The sequence below is a fragment of the Burkholderia sp. COPS genome (assembly GCF_019425585.1).
GTDB classification, from domain to species: domain Bacteria; phylum Pseudomonadota; class Gammaproteobacteria; order Burkholderiales; family Burkholderiaceae; genus Burkholderia; species Burkholderia cepacia.
Map to the genome: position 1 here is coordinate 228,825 of NZ_WIXR01000015.1, position 15,521 is coordinate 244,345.

16 protein-coding genes are annotated in these 15,521 nt (G+C 67.3%); 12 read left to right on the top strand and 4 right to left on the bottom strand.

Annotation, left to right across the window (positions count from 1 at the left end; all coding sequences use genetic code 11):
- Both FOZ70_RS14155 and FOZ70_RS14160 read right to left on the bottom strand, forming a co-directional pair.
- Positions 1 to 1,740, bottom strand: a complete 1,740-nt coding sequence (locus FOZ70_RS14155) for a fumarate reductase/succinate dehydrogenase flavoprotein subunit (protein WP_059859648.1) — start codon at positions 1,738 to 1,740, stop codon at positions 1 to 3.
- Positions 1,737 to 2,507, bottom strand: a complete 771-nt coding sequence (locus FOZ70_RS14160) for a GntR family transcriptional regulator (RefSeq protein ID WP_021160352.1) — start codon at positions 2,505 to 2,507, stop codon at positions 1,737 to 1,739. The genes FOZ70_RS14155 and FOZ70_RS14160 overlap by 4 nt, the downstream gene beginning before the upstream one ends.
- Positions 2,508 to 2,831: 324 nt before the next feature.
- Between FOZ70_RS14160 and FOZ70_RS14165 the strand changes: the two genes are divergently transcribed.
- From FOZ70_RS14165 to FOZ70_RS14215, 11 genes are all read left to right on the top strand, one after another.
- On the top strand, positions 2,832 to 4,070 hold the full coding sequence (locus tag FOZ70_RS14165; RefSeq protein ID WP_219706146.1) for an MFS transporter: 1,239 nt from the start codon (positions 2,832 to 2,834) through the stop codon (positions 4,068 to 4,070).
- Between the two features lie 278 nt (positions 4,071 to 4,348).
- Positions 4,349 to 4,750: a DnaJ family domain-containing protein gene (locus FOZ70_RS14170; protein ID WP_006478536.1), complete on the top strand. Its 402-nt coding sequence runs from the start codon at positions 4,349 to 4,351 to the stop codon at positions 4,748 to 4,750.
- Positions 4,747 to 5,343, top strand: a complete 597-nt coding sequence (gene tadA / locus FOZ70_RS14175) for a tRNA adenosine(34) deaminase TadA (protein WP_059490038.1) — start codon at positions 4,747 to 4,749, stop codon at positions 5,341 to 5,343. Before FOZ70_RS14170 ends, tadA begins: the two co-directional genes overlap by 4 nt.
- Before the next feature lie 100 nt (positions 5,344 to 5,443).
- Complete coding sequence (gene ldcA, locus FOZ70_RS14180) at positions 5,444 to 6,382, top strand: muramoyltetrapeptide carboxypeptidase (protein ID WP_021160356.1); 939 nt, start codon at positions 5,444 to 5,446, stop codon at positions 6,380 to 6,382.
- A gap of 307 nt (positions 6,383 to 6,689) precedes the next feature.
- Positions 6,690 to 7,394, top strand: coding sequence for a GntR family transcriptional regulator (locus FOZ70_RS14185; RefSeq protein ID WP_048020953.1), 705 nt, complete (start codon positions 6,690 to 6,692; stop codon positions 7,392 to 7,394).
- Positions 7,395 to 7,543: 149 nt separating this feature from the next.
- Positions 7,544 to 9,028: an NCS1 family nucleobase:cation symporter-1 gene (locus FOZ70_RS14190; protein ID WP_219706148.1), complete on the top strand. Its 1,485-nt coding sequence runs from the start codon at positions 7,544 to 7,546 to the stop codon at positions 9,026 to 9,028.
- A 10-nt stretch (positions 9,029 to 9,038) separates the two neighbouring features.
- Positions 9,039 to 9,830, top strand: a complete 792-nt coding sequence (locus FOZ70_RS14195) for an aspartate/glutamate racemase family protein (protein WP_219706150.1) — start codon at positions 9,039 to 9,041, stop codon at positions 9,828 to 9,830.
- Positions 9,831 to 9,978: 148 nt separating this feature from the next.
- Positions 9,979 to 10,932, top strand: a complete 954-nt coding sequence (gene puuE, locus FOZ70_RS14200; RefSeq protein WP_027787128.1) for an allantoinase PuuE — start codon at positions 9,979 to 9,981, stop codon at positions 10,930 to 10,932.
- Positions 10,929 to 11,450, top strand: coding sequence for a 2-oxo-4-hydroxy-4-carboxy-5-ureidoimidazoline decarboxylase (gene uraD, locus FOZ70_RS14205; protein WP_021160361.1), 522 nt, complete (start codon positions 10,929 to 10,931; stop codon positions 11,448 to 11,450). Before puuE ends, uraD begins: the two co-directional genes overlap by 4 nt.
- A gap of 62 nt (positions 11,451 to 11,512) precedes the next feature.
- Entirely contained in the window at positions 11,513 to 12,526 is a 1,014-nt protein-coding gene (gene alc, locus FOZ70_RS14210) for an allantoicase (protein ID WP_219706152.1), read from the top strand.
- Positions 12,523 to 13,035 carry an ureidoglycolate lyase gene (locus FOZ70_RS14215; RefSeq protein WP_021160363.1) on the top strand — a complete coding sequence of 171 codons (513 nt, stop codon included), beginning with the start codon at positions 12,523 to 12,525 and terminating at the stop codon, positions 13,033 to 13,035. The genes alc and FOZ70_RS14215 overlap by 4 nt, the downstream gene beginning before the upstream one ends.
- A gap of 86 nt (positions 13,036 to 13,121) precedes the next feature.
- On the opposite strand, the gene FOZ70_RS14220 is transcribed toward FOZ70_RS14215, so the two are convergent.
- Complete coding sequence (locus FOZ70_RS14220) at positions 13,122 to 14,087, bottom strand: LysR family transcriptional regulator (RefSeq protein WP_219706153.1); 966 nt, start codon at positions 14,085 to 14,087, stop codon at positions 13,122 to 13,124.
- Positions 14,088 to 14,239: 152 nt separating this feature from the next.
- On the opposite strand from FOZ70_RS14220, the gene FOZ70_RS14225 reads away from it, so the two are divergent.
- On the top strand, positions 14,240 to 14,644 hold the full coding sequence (locus FOZ70_RS14225; RefSeq protein WP_042975609.1) for a RidA family protein: 405 nt from the start codon (positions 14,240 to 14,242) through the stop codon (positions 14,642 to 14,644).
- Positions 14,645 to 14,670: 26 nt separating this feature from the next.
- Here FOZ70_RS14225 and FOZ70_RS14230 read toward each other — a convergent pair whose 3' ends face one another.
- Positions 14,671 to 15,486 carry an aminotransferase class IV family protein gene (locus FOZ70_RS14230; protein ID WP_219706155.1) on the bottom strand — a complete coding sequence of 272 codons (816 nt, stop codon included), beginning with the start codon at positions 15,484 to 15,486 and terminating at the stop codon, positions 14,671 to 14,673.
- Between the last annotated feature and the right edge of the window lie 35 nt (positions 15,487 to 15,521).

The window sequence follows — 15,521 nt, forward strand, 5'->3', positions numbered from 1 at the left end:
TCAGAGGGCGGCCGCGAGCGCGGCGGGTTCGCGGATGCGCAGATTCGTATAGGCGCCGCGATCGTCGTCGGCGAGCGGCACGATGTACGGCTCGACCGGGCGCTTCTCGCTGCGCATCGCACCGTCGGCGTCCTTGCGCAGCCAGGTGTGGCAGAACCATTCGGCGTCGTTGCGATGCGGAAAGTCGACGCGATGGTGGTACAGCCCCCAGCGGCTCTCGGTGCGGAACAGCGACGCGCGCGCGGCCATTTCCGCGCAGTCCCGGATCGCGCGCACCTCGGCGGCGCGCATCAGTTCGTGCGGATGGCTTGCCTTTATCTCTTCGATATCCTCAGTAATGGCGTCAAAGCGCTGGAGGCCGATTTCCATTTTGCGCGTCACCTTCGGCGGTTGCAGATAGTCGTTCACCATGCGGCGCAGCTTGTATTCGACCTGCGCCGGTGCCAGGCCGCGCTCGCGCAGCAGCGGGGCAAGCACGCGCTTGCGTTCGGCGGCGACCTGTTCGTCGTTTACCGGCGCATGCTCGCGGCCGGCCACGTAGTCGGCCGCGTTCTGCCCGGCAAACCAGCCGTACGTAAATGCGCCGAGCATGTAGTTGTGCGGGACGGCCGCCATGTCGCCGGCCGCGTAAAGGCCGGGCACGGTCGTCTCCGCGCGTGCGTTCACGTACACACCGGACGCGCTGTGGCCGCTGCAGAAACCGATCTCGGAGATGTGCATCTCGACCATCTGGCTGCGGTAGTCGGTGCCGCGCCCCGCATGGAAGCGGCCGCGGCTCGGCCGCTCGTTCGTATGCAGGATCTGCTCGATGGTCTGGATCGTTTCCTCCGCGAGATGGTCGAGCTTGAGGAACACGGGGCCGTTGCCGCTTTGCAATTCCTGATAGAACTCCCACATCATCTGGCCGCTCCAGTAGTCGCATTCGATGAAGCGTTCGCCCTTGCCGTTTGCGGTGAAACCGCCGAGCGGGCCGGTCACGTACGCGCACGCGGGGCCGTTGTAGTCCTTGATCAGCGGATTGATCTGGAAGCATTCGAGATTCGCGAGCGCGGCACCGGCGTGATAGGCCATTGCGTAGCCGTCGCCCGCGTTGGTGGGGTTCTCGTACGTGCCCATCAGGTAGCCCGAGGCCGGCAGGCCGAGGCGGCCGGCCGCGCCGCAGCAGAGAATCACGGCCTTCGCGCGGATCACGTGGAACTCGGCCGTGCGGCAGTCGAAGCCGAGTACGCCGCTCGCGCGGCCCTGTGCGTCGGTCAGCACGCGCGTCGCGACGATCCGGTTCGTGATCGCGATGCGTGCGCGCTTCAGTTGCCGGTACAGCACCTTCTTGATGTCGTGTCCTTCCGGCATCGGCAGCACGTACGAACCCATGTGATGGACCTTCTTTACCGCATAGTCGCCGGTGCCGTCCTTCTCGAACTTCACGCCCCAGCGGTCGAGCTGCTCGATCGTCGCGAAGCTGTGTGTCGCATACGCGTACACGGCTTCCTGGTCGACGATCCCGTCGTTGGCGATCGTGATCTCGCGCGTGTATTGCTCGGGCGTCGCATGCCCGGGAATCACCGCGTTGTTCAGGCCGTCCATTCCCATCGAGATCGCGCCGCTGCGTTTCACGTTGGCTTTTTCGAGCAGCAGCACGCGCAGGGACGGGTCGCGCTCCTTCGCCTTGATCGCCGCCATCGGGCCGGCCGTGCCGCCGCCGACCACGACGATGTCGTATTCGAGCACATGGGTAGTCATCGTTGTTTCCTTGCAGGTTTGCGCGGTTTTTGCCGGTCGATGCGCAGCCGGTACTGGAAGGCATCGCCGCGGAAGTACAGGTATTCGTAGTCGATCGGTGCACCCGACGCGTCATGCGTGAGGCGCTCGATGCGCAGCACGGGGCTGCTTTCCTCGACCTGCAGCGCATCGACGATCTCGTCGTCGGCGAGGATCGCGTCGATCGACACGTCGGCATGGCCGAGCGGAATGCCGCAGTCGTTTTCCAGCACGAGGAAGATGTCGCGGGTCGCGAGATCGGCACCCGCGAGGCGCTTGCCGAGTGCTTCTGGCACCCAGGTCTGTTCGAGCGACACGGGCTCGCGATTCAGCAGCCGCACGCGGTGAATCTCGACGAGCGGCGCGCCTTCCGGCACGTTCAGCTTCGTTGCGAGATGGCGGTCGGCCTTGACGGTGCGGACACTGCGCACCTGGTTGACGATCTCGTAGCCCATCGACGACATCGCCTCGGCGAAACCCTGCAGCGACGTCACGTTCTGGAATGCCTTCGGCTTCGATACGAAGGTGCCCTTGCCGTGCAGCTTGAACAGCAGTCCTTCCTTCTGCAGATCGCCGAGCGCCTGGCGCACCGTGATCCGGCTGACGCCGAACGCCGCGCAGAGTTCGTGCTCGGAAGGCATCCGGCTGTGCGGCGCGTAGGTGCCGTCGAGGATGCGTGCGCGCAGCGTGTCCTTGATCTGCACGTAGAGCGGGGCCGCCGACAGCGGCACGACGTTGGGTGAGGTCATCGATCAACTTGTTATGACAAGATTGCTCGAGTGTAGTCAGCGCGATCGCGCGTCCCAACCAACGATTTCTGATTTCGACTTTCCGATTCCGGAAAAGCACGGCGGCAGGGGCGGACCGAACGGACGATCCGGCGTGCGGTGTCGATCCGATGCGCCCATGACGGGCGAAGTGGAGCGGCGGACAATCAAGGCAATTCGCAGGCGCATGTGTCGCGCGTGTCGATTTCGCGATGCGTCGCCCGTCGTATCCATGTCGACCGGGCATTGCGCCACGCGGGTAGCGCCCGGGTACCGAGGATTGCCGTAACGAGAAGGAGACATCCCATGCCGGATTCCCGATACCGCTGGGTCATCGTCGCCGCGGGTGGCTTGATGGGCTGCATCGCCATCGGCGCGATGTTTTCGCTGCCCGTTTTCCTGCGCGCGATCGCGCGCGACACCGGCTGGTCGATGACCGGCATTTCCGGCGCGATGACGCTCGGCTTCATCGCGATGGCCTTCGCGAGCATGGGGTGGGGCAGCCTGTCGGACCGCGTCGGCACGCGCCCGGTCGTCATGACGGGTGCCGTCCTGCTGTCGGCAAGCCTCGCGCTGGCGAGCCGCGCGCCGTCGCTGCTCGCGTTCCAGCTGACGTTCGGCCTCGCCGTCGGCGGTGCGACGGCCGCGATATTCGCGCCGATGATGGCGTGCGTGACGGGCTGGTTCGACACGCACCGCAGCCTGGCGGTGTCGCTCGTGTCGGCCGGGATGGGGATGGCGCCGATGACGATGGCCCCGCTGGCCGCGTGGCTCGTGTCGGTGCGCGACTGGCGCACGTCGATGCTGCTGATCGCGGCGCTGGCGGCCGTCGTGATGATTTCGGTGTCGCTGCTGGTGCGCCGGGCACCCGCGCTCGACGGCGCGCATGCGGCCCCGGCGGCTCCGGCGGCCCCCGCGGCACCCGCGCCGGCCGGTGACCCCGCGGCGATGTCGGTCGCGCACGCGCTGCGTTCGCCGCAGTTCATCGTGCTGCTGCTGACCAACTTCTTCTGTTGCGCGACGCATTCCGGCCCGATCTTCCATACGGTCAGCTACGCGGTGACGTGCGGGATTCCGTTGATCGTCGCGGTGTCGATCTACAGCGTCGAAGGGCTCGCCGGCATGGGCGGCCGGATCGTGTTCGGGATCCTGGGCGACCGCATCGGCGCGAAGCGCACGCTGGTGGCCGGGCTGTTTGCGCAGGCGCTCGGCGCGCTCGGGTACGACTTCGTGCGCACGCTCGACGGGTTCTACGCGGTCGCGACCTTGTTCGGCTTCATCTATGCGGGCGTGATGCCGCTGTATGCGGTGCTCGCGCGCGAGAATTTCCCGCTGCGGATGATGGGCACCGTGATCGGCGGCTGCGCGATGGCCGGCAGCCTCGGGATGGCCGCGGGCCCCGTGGCCGGCGGCCTGATCGTCGATACGTTCGGCAGCTATGGCTGGTTGTACGTCGGTTCGTTCGCGATCGGCGTCGGCGCGTTCCTGATGGCGATGATGTTCCGCCCGTTCGTGAAAGCGCGGCCGGACACGGCGGCCGCGTGACCCGGCGGCGGAAACGCGGCGGCCTGAATTTCACCGTATCGGCGCGGCGCGGCCCGCGTTGCCACTGACAAAAAACAGGGCCGGCATTGTGTCCGTTCGCGGGTGTCTGGGTAGCCTGCAGCCCGCTGCGGCGCAGCAGCGCGGCAAATGATGCCGATCGGCACGCATGCGCCGCGATTCGGCCCCTAAAAACGCAATATCGAGCATATATTCGAAGGGCCTGTCATACCCGCGTCACCCTGCTAGAATTCGGCCTGCCGCATTGTTCCGATTGACTGATGAGATTGCTTGACGCCCTGGTCGAACAACGTATTGCCGCCGCCGCCGCGCGGGGCGAGTTCGACGATTTGCCGGGTACCGGCGCGCCGCAGGCGCTGGATGACGACCTGCTCGTGCCCGAGGAGGTGCGGGTGGCCAACCGTATCCTGAAGAATGCAGGCTTCGTGCCGCCGGCCGTCGAGCAATTGCGCGCGCTGCGCAACCTGCACGACGAAGTGCAGGCGGTCAGCGACCGTGCCGCGCGGTGCCGGCTGCAGGCGAAGATCCTCGCGCTCGACATGGCGCTCGAATCGCTGCGCGGCGGCCCGATGGTGATGCCGCGCGACTACTGCCGGCGCATCGCGGAGCGCCTGTGCGAGCGCGGGCTCGACGAAGCGTCCGCCGAAGCGGGGCCGATGTGACGTCCGACGCGCTGCACGACGCAGCCCGCCCGGCAGACACCCCGGCGGCCGAACCCGCCGCCGATTCCCCCGTTCCCGAAGCTGCGCCCGTATCGGCGCGCGACCTGCATTTCATGCGTCTCGCGCAGGCCGCCGCCGAAGAGGCGCGCGCGGCCGGCGAAGTGCCGGTCGGTGCGGTGCTCGTGCGCGGCGACGAAGTGATCGCGCGCGGCTTCAACCATCCGATCGGTGGGCACGACCCGTCGGCCCATGCGGAAATGGCCGCGCTGCGCATGGCCGCGCAGCATCTGCAGAATTACCGGATGCCCGGCTGCGAGCTGTACGTGACGCTCGAACCGTGCCTGATGTGCGCGGGCGCGATCATGCATGCGCGTATCGCGCGGGTCGTCTTCGGCGCCGCCGATCCGAAGACGGGCGCCTGCGGCAGCGTGATCGACGCGTTCGCGAATCCGCAGCTGAACCACCATACCGAAGTGACCGGCGGCGTGCTCGCCGACGAGTGCGGCGCCGCGCTGAAGTCGTTCTTCGCCGAGCGCCGTCGCGCGCTGCGCGAAGCGCGGCTGGCCCGCGACGCCGAATCCGGCGCGTCATAGGCGCGCCCGCCGCCCCGGCCCGAGCCGGGCGTGCACGGCTTCGTGAACCGGAGACGGTTCAGACCCTCTAAGCAGGTTTGACGACCCGACACCTTTCGCCATGTCCTTCCAGCCCGCCGCGTCCTACACCATCCGGCTGCTTGCGCCGTCCGGCTATCCGCACGACCCCGACGCGATCAACCGCGCGCTCGAGCGCCTCAGCACCGCACAGCACCGCATCGAGAACATCGAGGCGACGCAGCGGCGCTTCCAGCGGTTCGGCGGCACCGACGGCGAGCGGGCAGGCGACCTGAACCGTCTTGCCGATCCCGAGCGGCCGCTGCCGGACATCGCGCTGGCGGTGCGCGGCGGCTACGGCGCCGCGCGCATCCTGCACGGGCTCGACTATCGCGGGCTCGAACGCAGGCTGCGCGACCAGCCGGTCGCGCTCGTCGGCCACAGCGACTTCACGGCACTCCAGCTCGCGCTGTATGCGAAGGCACGCATCAAGACGTTCGGCGGCCCGATGCTGTCCGCCGATTTCGGCGCGGAAACGCCGAGCGACTTCACGATGCAGCACTTCTGGCAGACGCTGACGCAGCCGAGCACGACGATCATCGCCGACGCGCCGCAGGTGCAGAGCGTGAACGTGACGGGCACGCTGTGGGGCGGCAACCTCGCGATCCTCACGTCGCTCGTCGGCACGCCGTACATGCCCGACATCGAAGGCGGCATCCTGTTCATCGAGGACGTCAACGAGCAGCCGTTCCGGATCGAACGGATGATCTATCAACTGCACCTGTCGGGGCTGCTCGCGCGCCAGCAGGCGCTGGTGCTCGGCCAGTTCACCGGGGCGCGGCCGTTCGAGTACGACAACGGCTACGACATGCAGGCGATGATCGAGCAGGTGCGCGCGGTGGTCGGGATTCCGGTCGTCACGGGGCTCCAGTTCGGCCACGTGCCCGACCTGCTGACGCTGCCGTTCGGCGCGCACGCGCAACTGGTCGCGAATGCGCACGGTTTCCGGCTCACGCTGTCGGACTATCCGCACCTCGGCTGAGGTGGGCGCGATCGATCGAAAGGCGGGTTCCCCGCCTTTTTCTTTATATGGATTCGCAACTAACGATCAAGTTTTTTCGTCGGCATCTGCAGTGCGATCGCCGAATCTTGCACCAGTTTTGTCAACAAAAATGCCGGAAGGGTATACGACGAGAAGGGCCTCTGTCGTACGTCTCAGCCTTGTCGTGCATGGATCCGACGCATTATGCACCGAACGGGGTCACGTCGATGCACGCCGATTGTGCGCAATGCCGGAAAAGAATTGTTGACAATCTTTATGTCCGCCCTAGGATGAGGATCATCACACGATGCCGATCATGAACGAGCCCGAAGCCCACCTGTCCGGTGCAGCCAGCCCCGAAGCGATCGCCGAGCGGATCCGCACGGCGATCCTCGAGCATCGGCTCGCGCCTGGTTCGAAGCTGACGGAGGCGCAGCTCTGCGACGTATTCGGCGTGAAGCGCGGGGCGATCCGCCAGGCGCTTGCGCAGCTCGCGACCGACAAGCTCGTCGAGCTCGAGCCGAACCGCGGTGCGTTCGTCGCGAGCCCGACGCTGCAGGACGTGCACGAGGTGTTCGAGATGCGCCGGATCATCGAGCTCGCCGTGGTCGAGCGGCTCGCGACCGGGCCCGGCGCAAAGCGGCTGAAGGGCGTCGCCGCGCTGATCGACAAGGAACGCAAGGCGTTCGAGCGGCACGACTTCGCGGCGTGGATCCGGCTGTCGGGCGAATTCCACACGGCGCTCGCCACGCTGATGGGCAATGCGACGCTCAGCGAGTGCCTCGAAGGGCTCGTCGCACGCTCGACGCTGATGTCGGCGCTGTACGAATCGCACGGGCGCAGCCCGTGCTCGTGCGACGACCATGACGAGATCCTCGCCGCGCTGGAGGCGGGCGATCCGAAGCGGGCGGTGACGCTGATGGCGCACCACCTGCAGCATGTCGAACTGAAGATGCTGGACCGGCCCGCACAAGGGCAGGTCGATTTGCGCGAAGTGTTCGGCGGCGCCTGAGCGGCGACGCGAACCCGGCCGCGCGCCACAGAACGAGCGAAATGCAGGCCCGCGGCGTTTGCCGCGGGCCGCTGGTCCGACTCCGGGCGTCGATCCGGAGCGATATCGATGACGGTGGAGCGGCCATCCGGTCGCGTCAAGGAGAAGTCATGGCTCAGTTCAGTGTGGCGCACGATAGCGCCTATCCGGCGGATGAAGGCGGCGAGGGCGGCGACCCGACGCTGCCGAAGGGTTACAGCGAACGTCTGTACAACGAAGATTTGGCACCCCTTAAAAACCAGACATGGGGTTCGTACAATATCTTCGCGTTCTGGATGTCGGATGTGCACAGTGTGGGCGGCTACGTGTTCGCGGGCAGCCTGTTCGCGCTCGGGCTGACGAGCTGGCAGGTGCTGATCGCGCTGATCGTCGGGATCAGCTTCGTGAACGTGCTGTGCAACCTGATCGCACGGCCGAGCCAGCAGATCGGCGTGCCGTATCCGGTCGCGTGCCGCGCGACGTTCGGCGTGCTCGGCGCGAACGTGCCGGCCGTGATTCGCGGGCTGATCGCGATCGCGTGGTACGGCATCCAGACCTATCTCGCGTCGAGCGCGCTCGTGATCGTCGTGCTGAAATTCTTCCCGCAATGGCTGCCTTACGCGGACGTGCATCGCTACGGCTTCCTCGGGCTGTCGGCGGTGGGCTGGGCCGGCTTCATGCTGCTGTGGGTACTCCAGGCGTTCGTGTTCTGGAACGGGATGGAGACGATCAAGAAGTTCATCGACTTCGCGGGCCCGGCCGTCTACGTCGTGATGTTCATCCTCGCCGGCTACATGGTGTGGCGCGCGGGCTGGCGCAACATCGGCATCAACCTCGGCGGCGTCAAGTATCACGGCGCGGAAGTGATTCCGGTGATGATCACGGCCGTGTCGCTGGTCGTGTCGTACTTCTCCGGGCCGATGCTGAACTTCGGCGATTTCTCGCGCTACTGCCGCTCGTTCGGCGACGTGAAGCGCGGCAATTTCTGGGGGCTGCCGGTCAACTTCCTCGCGTTCTCGCTCGTCACGGTGATCACGACGGCAGCGACCTTGCCCGTGTTCGGCGAGCTCATCACCGACCCGGTCGAGACGGTCGGCCGCATCGACCATCCGACCGCGGTGATCCTCGGCGCGCTGACGTTCACGATCGCGACGATCGGCATCAACATCGTCGCGAACTTCGTGTCGCCCGCGTTCGACTTCTCGAACGTCGCGCCGCGCCTGATCAGCTGGCGCGCGGGCGGGATGCTCGCGGCCGTCGCGTCGATCTTCATCACGCCGTGGAACCTGTTCAACAACCCGGCCGTGATCCACTACACGCTCGACGTGCTCGGCGCATTCATCGGCCCGCTGTACGGCGTGCTGATTGCGGACTTCTACCTCGTCAAGCGCGGCCGGCTCGTGCGCGACGACCTGTACACGATGTCGGAAAGCGGGACGTACTGGTACACGGGCGGCGTGAACCGCCGCGCGCTCGCCGCGCTGTTGCCGGCCGCGGTGATCGCGATCGTGTGCGTGATGGTGCCGCGCTGGCAGGGCGTCGCGAACTTCTCGTGGTTCATCGGCGCGGGGCTCGGCTTCGTGTTCTACCGGCTGCTCGTGAACGCGAAGGCCTGAGGAGCATGCGATGAAGATCCGGCTGATCAATCCGAATACGACGCAGCGGATGACCGACGCGATGGGCCGCTGCGCGCGCGAGGTCGCGGCCGCCGGCACGGAGATCGTGTCGGTGAGCCCGCCGATGGGGCCGCCGTCGATCGAAGGGTATTACGACGAGGCGCTCGCGACACCGGGGCTGCTTGCCGAGATCGCGCAAGGCGAGCGCGACGGCTGCGACGCATACGTGATCGCGTGCTTCGGCGATCCGGGCCTGTACGCGGCGCGCGAACTCGCGCGCGGGCCGGTGATCGGCATCGCCGAGGCCGCGATGCATGCGGCGAGCGTGCTCGCGCCCGGCTTCTCGGTCGTCACGACGCTCGCGCGCACCTGCGGGATGGCGTGGCACCTCGCGGAGCGCTACGGAATGAAGCGCTTCTGCCGCAACGTGCGCGCGACCGACGTCGCGGTGCTCGAGCTCGACCGGCCGGGCTCGGCCGCGCGGCGGATCATCGTCGACGAATGCCGGCGCGCGCTCGACGAGGACGGTGCCGACGCGATCGTGCTCGGCTGCGCGGGGATGGCCGAGTTCGCGCACGAAATCGAGCAGCAGATCGGCGCGCCGGTGGTCGAGGGCGTCACCGCGGCGGTCAAGTGGGCCGAGGCGCTCGTGTCGCTGCGCCTCGCGACGGCGAAGCGCGGCGATTACGCGCGCCCGCTGCCCAAGCGCTACGACGGCGCGTTCGCCCGCTTCAGCCCGCCGGACGGGGACGAGGCAGAGCCGGCCCCGAATTTGCCGCAACCGCACATACACACCGTCTGACACGCACTATCTGCGCCGCTGTATGGGCGCGTATGGGCGTTTTCGCTACACTGGGCCGTCATCGCATCGGCCCGCGCGGCCGGCCTGCGGCACCCGCGCGGTCGATGCGAACCCATTATTTCAGCGAGCTTTCGCCGCACTTCGAACCATGTCACTCGATCCCAACTATCCTCGCGACCTGATCGGCTACGGCCGCCATCCCGTGCAGGCGAACTGGCCGGGGCGCGCCCGCGTCGCCGTGCAATTCGTGCTGAACTACGAAGAGGGCGGCGAGAACTGCGTGCTGCACGGCGATCCGGGCTCCGAGCAGTTCCTGTCCGAAATCGTCGGGGCGGCCGCGTATCCCGACCGCCACATGAGCATGGAGTCGATCTACGAATACGGTTCGCGGGCCGGCGTGTGGCGCATCCTGCGCGAATTCGAGAAGCGCGGGATGCCGCTGACGGTATTCGGCGTCGGCATGGCGATCGAACGCCACCCGGAGCTCGCGCGCGCGTTCGTCGAGCTGGGCCATGAAATCGCGTGCCACGGCTGGCGCTGGATCCACTACCAGAGCATGACGCCGGAGCTCGAGGCCGAACACATGCGCCTCGGGATGGAAGCGATCGAGCGCGTGACGGGCGAGCGCCCGCTCGGCTGGTACACCGGCCGCGACAGCCCCAACACGCACCGTCTCGTCGCGGAATACGGCGGTTTCCTGTACGACTCCGACAACTACGGCGACGACCTGCCGTTCTGGATGGACGTCGAAGTGTCGGGCGGCAAGACGTCGCCGCAGCTGATCGTGCCGTACACGCTCGACACGAACGACATGCGCTTCGCGACGCCGCAGGGCTTCAACACCGGCGATCACTTCTTCGACTACCTGCGCGACGCGTTCGACGTGCTGTACGCGGAGGGCGACGAGGCGCCGAAGATGCTGTCGATCGGCATGCACTGCCGGCTGCTCGGCCGGCCGGGCCGTTTCCGCGGGCTGCAGCGTTTCCTCGATCACATCGAAAAGCACGATCGCGTATGGGTGACGCGCCGTGTCGATATCGCGCGTCACTGGCGTGAACATCATCCGTATCAGCCCAATCATCGAAACGAAGGGAAAGCATGAAGGCGATGCGCTACACGTTGGATCAACTGAACACGATGGCGCCGAGCGCATTTGTCGCGGCGCTGTCGGGGATCTTCGAACATTCGCCTTGGGTGGCCGAAGTCGCCGCCGGCGAGCGGCCGTTCGCGAGCATCGACGCGCTGCACAAGACGATGTCGGGTGCCGTGGAATCGGCCGGCGAAGCGCGCCAGCTCGCGCTGATCAACGCCCACCCGGAACTGGCCGGCAAGGCCGCCGTGCGCGGCGAGCTGACGGCCGAGTCGACGCGCGAGCAGAGCGGCGCGGGCCTCGACCAGTGCACGCAGGAAGAGTTCGATAAGCTGCTGACGCTGAACCGCACGTATCGCGAGAAGTTCGGCTTCCCGTTCATCCTCGCGGTGCGCGGTTATGACCGGCACGGCATCATCGCGAACTTCGAGTCGCGCGTGAATCATTCGCGCACCGAGGAACTGCGCGCGAGCCTCGACCAGATCTACCGGATCGCGCGCTTTCGCCTCGACGACCTGATCGACGCCTGACACCGCAGTACGGCCCGCTGCGTCGCAGCGGCCGGATCGCCTCACTGAAACAAGGAAACATCATGGCTGTTCCGCTTCTCGATCCCAACGCACCCGAATTCACGCGGCGCTACGTGAATCTTGCCGACCCGCGTCTCGGTGCGCAGGCGCTCGAGGCCAGCGACGATTTCTTCGCGCCGAAGGACCGCATGCTGAACCCCGAGCCGGCCGTCTTCATTCCCGGCAAGTACGACGACCACGGCAAGTGGATGGACGGCTGGGAAACGCGCCGCAAGCGCACGACGGGCTACGACTGGTGCATCGTCAAGCTCGCGCGCCCGGGCGTGATCAAGGGCTTCGACATCGACACGAGCCATTTCACCGGCAACTTCCCGCCGGCCGCGTCGATCGAGGCCGCGTTCGTGGCCGACGGCGCGCCGACGCATGCGACCGAGTGGGTCGAGATCGTGCCGTCGACGACGCTGCAGGGCAACAGCCATCACTATGTCGACGCGAGCGACGCGCGTGCGTTCACGCACCTGCGCGTGAACATCTACCCGGACGGCGGCATTGCACGCCTGCGCGTGTACGGCCAGCCGCAGCTCGACTGGGCCGGCGCGAGCGCGACCGAGCAGTTCGACCTCGCGGCGATGGAAAACGGCGGTTACGTGGTGGCGGCGAACAACCAGCACTTCGGCGTCGCGTCGAACCTGCTGCTGCCGGGGCGCGGCGTGAACATGGGCGACGGCTGGGAAACCCGCCGCCGCCGCGAGCCGGGCAACGACTGGGCGATCGTCGCGCTCGCGCAGCCGGGCGTGATCCGCAAGATCGAAGTCGATACCGCGTTCTTCAAGGGCAACTATCCGGATCGCTGCTCGATCCAGGCCGCGTACGTGTCGGGCGGAACGGACAGCTCGCTGATCACGCAGTCGATGTTCTGGCCGGTGCTGCTCGGCGAACAGAAGCTGCAGATGGACAAGCAGCACTACTTCGAACAGGAGATCGCGTCGCTCGGCCCCGTCACGCACGTGCGCCTGAACATCATTCCGGACGGCGGCGTGTCGCGCCTGCGTCTGTGGGGGACGCTCGACAAATGAAGACGCTTGTCATCGAACCGCTGACAAAGGAAGCGTTCGCGCCGTTCGGCGACGTGATCGAAACGGAAGGGGCAAAGCAGATCCCGATCAACCTCGGCACGACGATCCGCTTCCACGATCTCGCGAAAGTCGACGTGACCGACGAAGACGGCCGCACGCTCGTCAACCTGTTCCGCGGCCAGCCGCGCACGCTGCCGTTCGAAGTGAAGATGCTCGAACGGCACCCGCTTGGCAGCCAGGCGTTCGTGCCGCTGAACGACCAGCCGTATCTCGTCGTCGTGGCGCCCGCGGGCGATCTCGATCCGGCGAAGATCCGCGCGTTCGTGACGAGCGGGTGGCAGGGCGTCAACTATGCGAAGGGCGTGTGGCATCACCCGCTGATCGCGCTCGGCGGCGTCAGCGACTTCATCGTCGTCGATCGCGGCGGCGACGGCCTGAACCTGAACGAGCAGGACCTGCAGGAATCGCTGTGGCTCACCGACGAGGCGCTGCACGCGCTGACGGCCTGAGTCGTCGCCGGCGGTTCTGCCATTCCCGGTCCAAAACCCGCGCACGTTGCGCGGGTTTTTTCATGGTGCCGCCGTTTCGACGCGATTCAGGTCGCCGCGGTCGTGCGCGCGTCGCGCGAACCATGGGCGCCGCGGCGCCGGTTCGTGACCGGCGCATGCTCGGCGATCAGCCCGGCGGCCCAGTCGATGAAGACACGCAGCTTCGCGCTGACGTGCCGGTTCGGCGGGAACGCGACGTACATCGGCATCGGTTCGAGCTGCCATCGCTCGAACAGCGGCACCAGTTCGCCACGGGCGCGATGCACGCCGGCCATGTAGTCGGGCAGCCACAGAATGCCCAGCCCGGCGAGGCCGGCCTCGAGGTACGCATTGCCGTCGTCGACCGCGAGCACGTAGCGTCCGCGCACGGTGATCCGCTCGCCGTCGCATGCCATCGCAAACGGCAACGGCTTGCCGGTGCGCGCCCACAGGAACCCGACGATCCGATGATGCGAGTCCTCCAGTTCGTCCGGATGGGCCGGCGTGCCGGCACGCGCGAGATAGGCCGGCGACGCGTACACGCCGAGCCGCAGGTCGCCGACATGCCGCGCGACCAGCGAGCGGTCGGTCGGCTCGCCGCCGCGCACGACGCAGTCGACGTTTTCGCCGATCACGTCCACCACGCGGTCGCTCACGCCCATGTCGAGCTGGATGTCCGGATAGCGCGCATGGAACGCGGGCAGCGCGGGGATCAGGATCAGGCGCGCGAACGGGCTCGGCACGTCCACGCGCAGCCGCCCGCGGGGCGTCGCGGACGCCGCGGACAGGCTGGTTTCGGCATCGTCCATGTCGGCCAGCAGCCGCACGACGCGGTCGTAGTACGCGGCGCCGTCCGCGGTGACGACGACCTTGCGCGTCGTGCGGTTGAACAGCTTCACGCGCAGCCGAGCCTCGAGCTGCTGCACGAGTTGCGTGACGGTGGTGCGGCTCATGTGCAGTGTCTCGGCGGCCTTCGTGAAGCTGCCGGCTTCCACCACGCGGGCGAACGCCTGCATTGCGTCGAATCGGTCCATCGGGTCAGGGCTCCGCGTCGGTCGGGAATTGTTTGGGGCGCGCAAACAGTGTTGGACAGGGTTGCCGGTTTATTCGCCGTGCCACCGTCCTTAAAGTGCCTTCATCGTCGATGCCGGGGCGGTTTCGCCCCACCAACCGAAGGAGGTGCTGAATGGTAAAGCGTAGCGTGGTTTTTCCGCCCGGTCGGCGGGCACTGTACGAGCGCAACCGCTATTCGCCGGCGCTGCGCTCGAACGGCTTCCTGTTCGTGTCCGGGCAGGTGGGCAGCCGCGAGGACGGCTCGCCCGAACCGGAACTGGGCGCGCAGGTCCGCCGCGCGTTCGACAACCTGAACGCGGTACTGCGCGCGGCCGGCTGCACGTTCGACGACGTCGTCGACGTGACGGTGTTCCTCGTCGATCCCGAAGCGACGTTCGAGCGGATCTGGGAGATCGTCCCCGAGTACTGGGGCGATGCGCCTTATCCGACGCTGACTGCCGTCGGCGTGACCTGGTTGTACGGCTTCCAGTTCGAGATCAAGGCGATCGCGCGGCTGCCGGAGACGGTTGACGGGTGAGCCATGCCCGACACGGGGCCCGCGCGTCACGGCGCGACGGGCATCTCCTGTTCATACGCACGATGCAGCAGCGCGACGAGCGACGACGAGTCCGGCAGCGTCGCCGTGCCGAACCGTCGCACGGCGACACCGGGTGTCCACGAATTCATCACGACGGCGCCGGCCATCGACGGCAGATCGGCCGGCGTCAGTTCGCGATCGCGCTGTGCGACGCCCAGGCGTGCCAGTTGCCGGCGCACGACGCGCATCGTGACGCCGCCGAGCATGTCCGCCACCGGCCACACAACCGTGTCGCCGGTCCAGAACGCCAGATTCCAGATCGAGCCTTCGCTGATGCGCCCGTGGCGATCGACGAATGCCGCATCGTCGAATCCCTGCGCGATCGCGCGGCGCAGGAAGTGCGTCTTGGCGACTTCGCCGACATGCTTGATCTCCGGCAGCACGCGCTCGTATTCGAACAGCGCGAGATCGAGCGGGCCCGCCGGCCCCGACGACGGGGCGGCGGTGCGCACCAGCACGTCGAGCGTTTCGTCGTCGCGCGGTGCGACGAATTCACCCGTCGTCGCATGCACGGTCGCCGTCAGCGACAGCGCCGAGGGCGCGCGCTCGAGCGCAGCGCGCAGGAGCGCGCGAATCCGGTCGTTGGGCAGTGCCTGGCCGAACAGTGCGTTCGACGCATCGCGCAGCCGCGCGAGATGCAGGTCGAGGCCGCGTACGCGGCCGTCGCGCACCTGCATCGCGGTGAAATGCGCGTGGCCCGCGAATGCGAGCGGCGCGAGCGCGTCCGGGGTGGCGCCGCCGCCGTTGAGCTGAACGACGGACGGGAACGGGGCAACGGTCATCGGTGGATCTCCGGGTTCGGTCGCGAGCGCGGGGC

Coding starts and splice junctions, on each gene's coding strand:
- FOZ70_RS14155 (WP_059859648.1), bottom strand. CDS start 1,740: ATGACTACCCATGTGCTCGAATACGACATCGTCGTGGTCGGCGGCGGC.
- FOZ70_RS14160 (WP_021160352.1), bottom strand. CDS start 2,507: ATGACCTCACCCAACGTCGTGCCGCTGTCGGCGGCCCCGCTCTACGTG.
- FOZ70_RS14165 (WP_219706146.1), top strand. CDS start 2,832: ATGCCGGATTCCCGATACCGCTGGGTCATCGTCGCCGCGGGTGGCTTG.
- FOZ70_RS14170 (WP_006478536.1), top strand. CDS start 4,349: ATGAGATTGCTTGACGCCCTGGTCGAACAACGTATTGCCGCCGCCGCC.
- ldcA (WP_021160356.1), top strand. CDS start 5,444: ATGTCCTTCCAGCCCGCCGCGTCCTACACCATCCGGCTGCTTGCGCCG.
- FOZ70_RS14185 (WP_048020953.1), top strand. CDS start 6,690: ATGCCGATCATGAACGAGCCCGAAGCCCACCTGTCCGGTGCAGCCAGC.
- FOZ70_RS14190 (WP_219706148.1), top strand. CDS start 7,544: ATGGCTCAGTTCAGTGTGGCGCACGATAGCGCCTATCCGGCGGATGAA.
- FOZ70_RS14195 (WP_219706150.1), top strand. CDS start 9,039: ATGAAGATCCGGCTGATCAATCCGAATACGACGCAGCGGATGACCGAC.
- puuE (WP_027787128.1), top strand. CDS start 9,979: ATGTCACTCGATCCCAACTATCCTCGCGACCTGATCGGCTACGGCCGC.
- uraD (WP_021160361.1), top strand. CDS start 10,929: ATGAAGGCGATGCGCTACACGTTGGATCAACTGAACACGATGGCGCCG.
- alc (WP_219706152.1), top strand. CDS start 11,513: ATGGCTGTTCCGCTTCTCGATCCCAACGCACCCGAATTCACGCGGCGC.
- FOZ70_RS14215 (WP_021160363.1), top strand. CDS start 12,523: ATGAAGACGCTTGTCATCGAACCGCTGACAAAGGAAGCGTTCGCGCCG.
- FOZ70_RS14220 (WP_219706153.1), bottom strand. CDS start 14,087: ATGGACCGATTCGACGCAATGCAGGCGTTCGCCCGCGTGGTGGAAGCC.
- FOZ70_RS14225 (WP_042975609.1), top strand. CDS start 14,240: ATGGTAAAGCGTAGCGTGGTTTTTCCGCCCGGTCGGCGGGCACTGTAC.
- FOZ70_RS14230 (WP_219706155.1), bottom strand. CDS start 15,486: ATGACCGTTGCCCCGTTCCCGTCCGTCGTTCAGCTCAACGGCGGCGGC.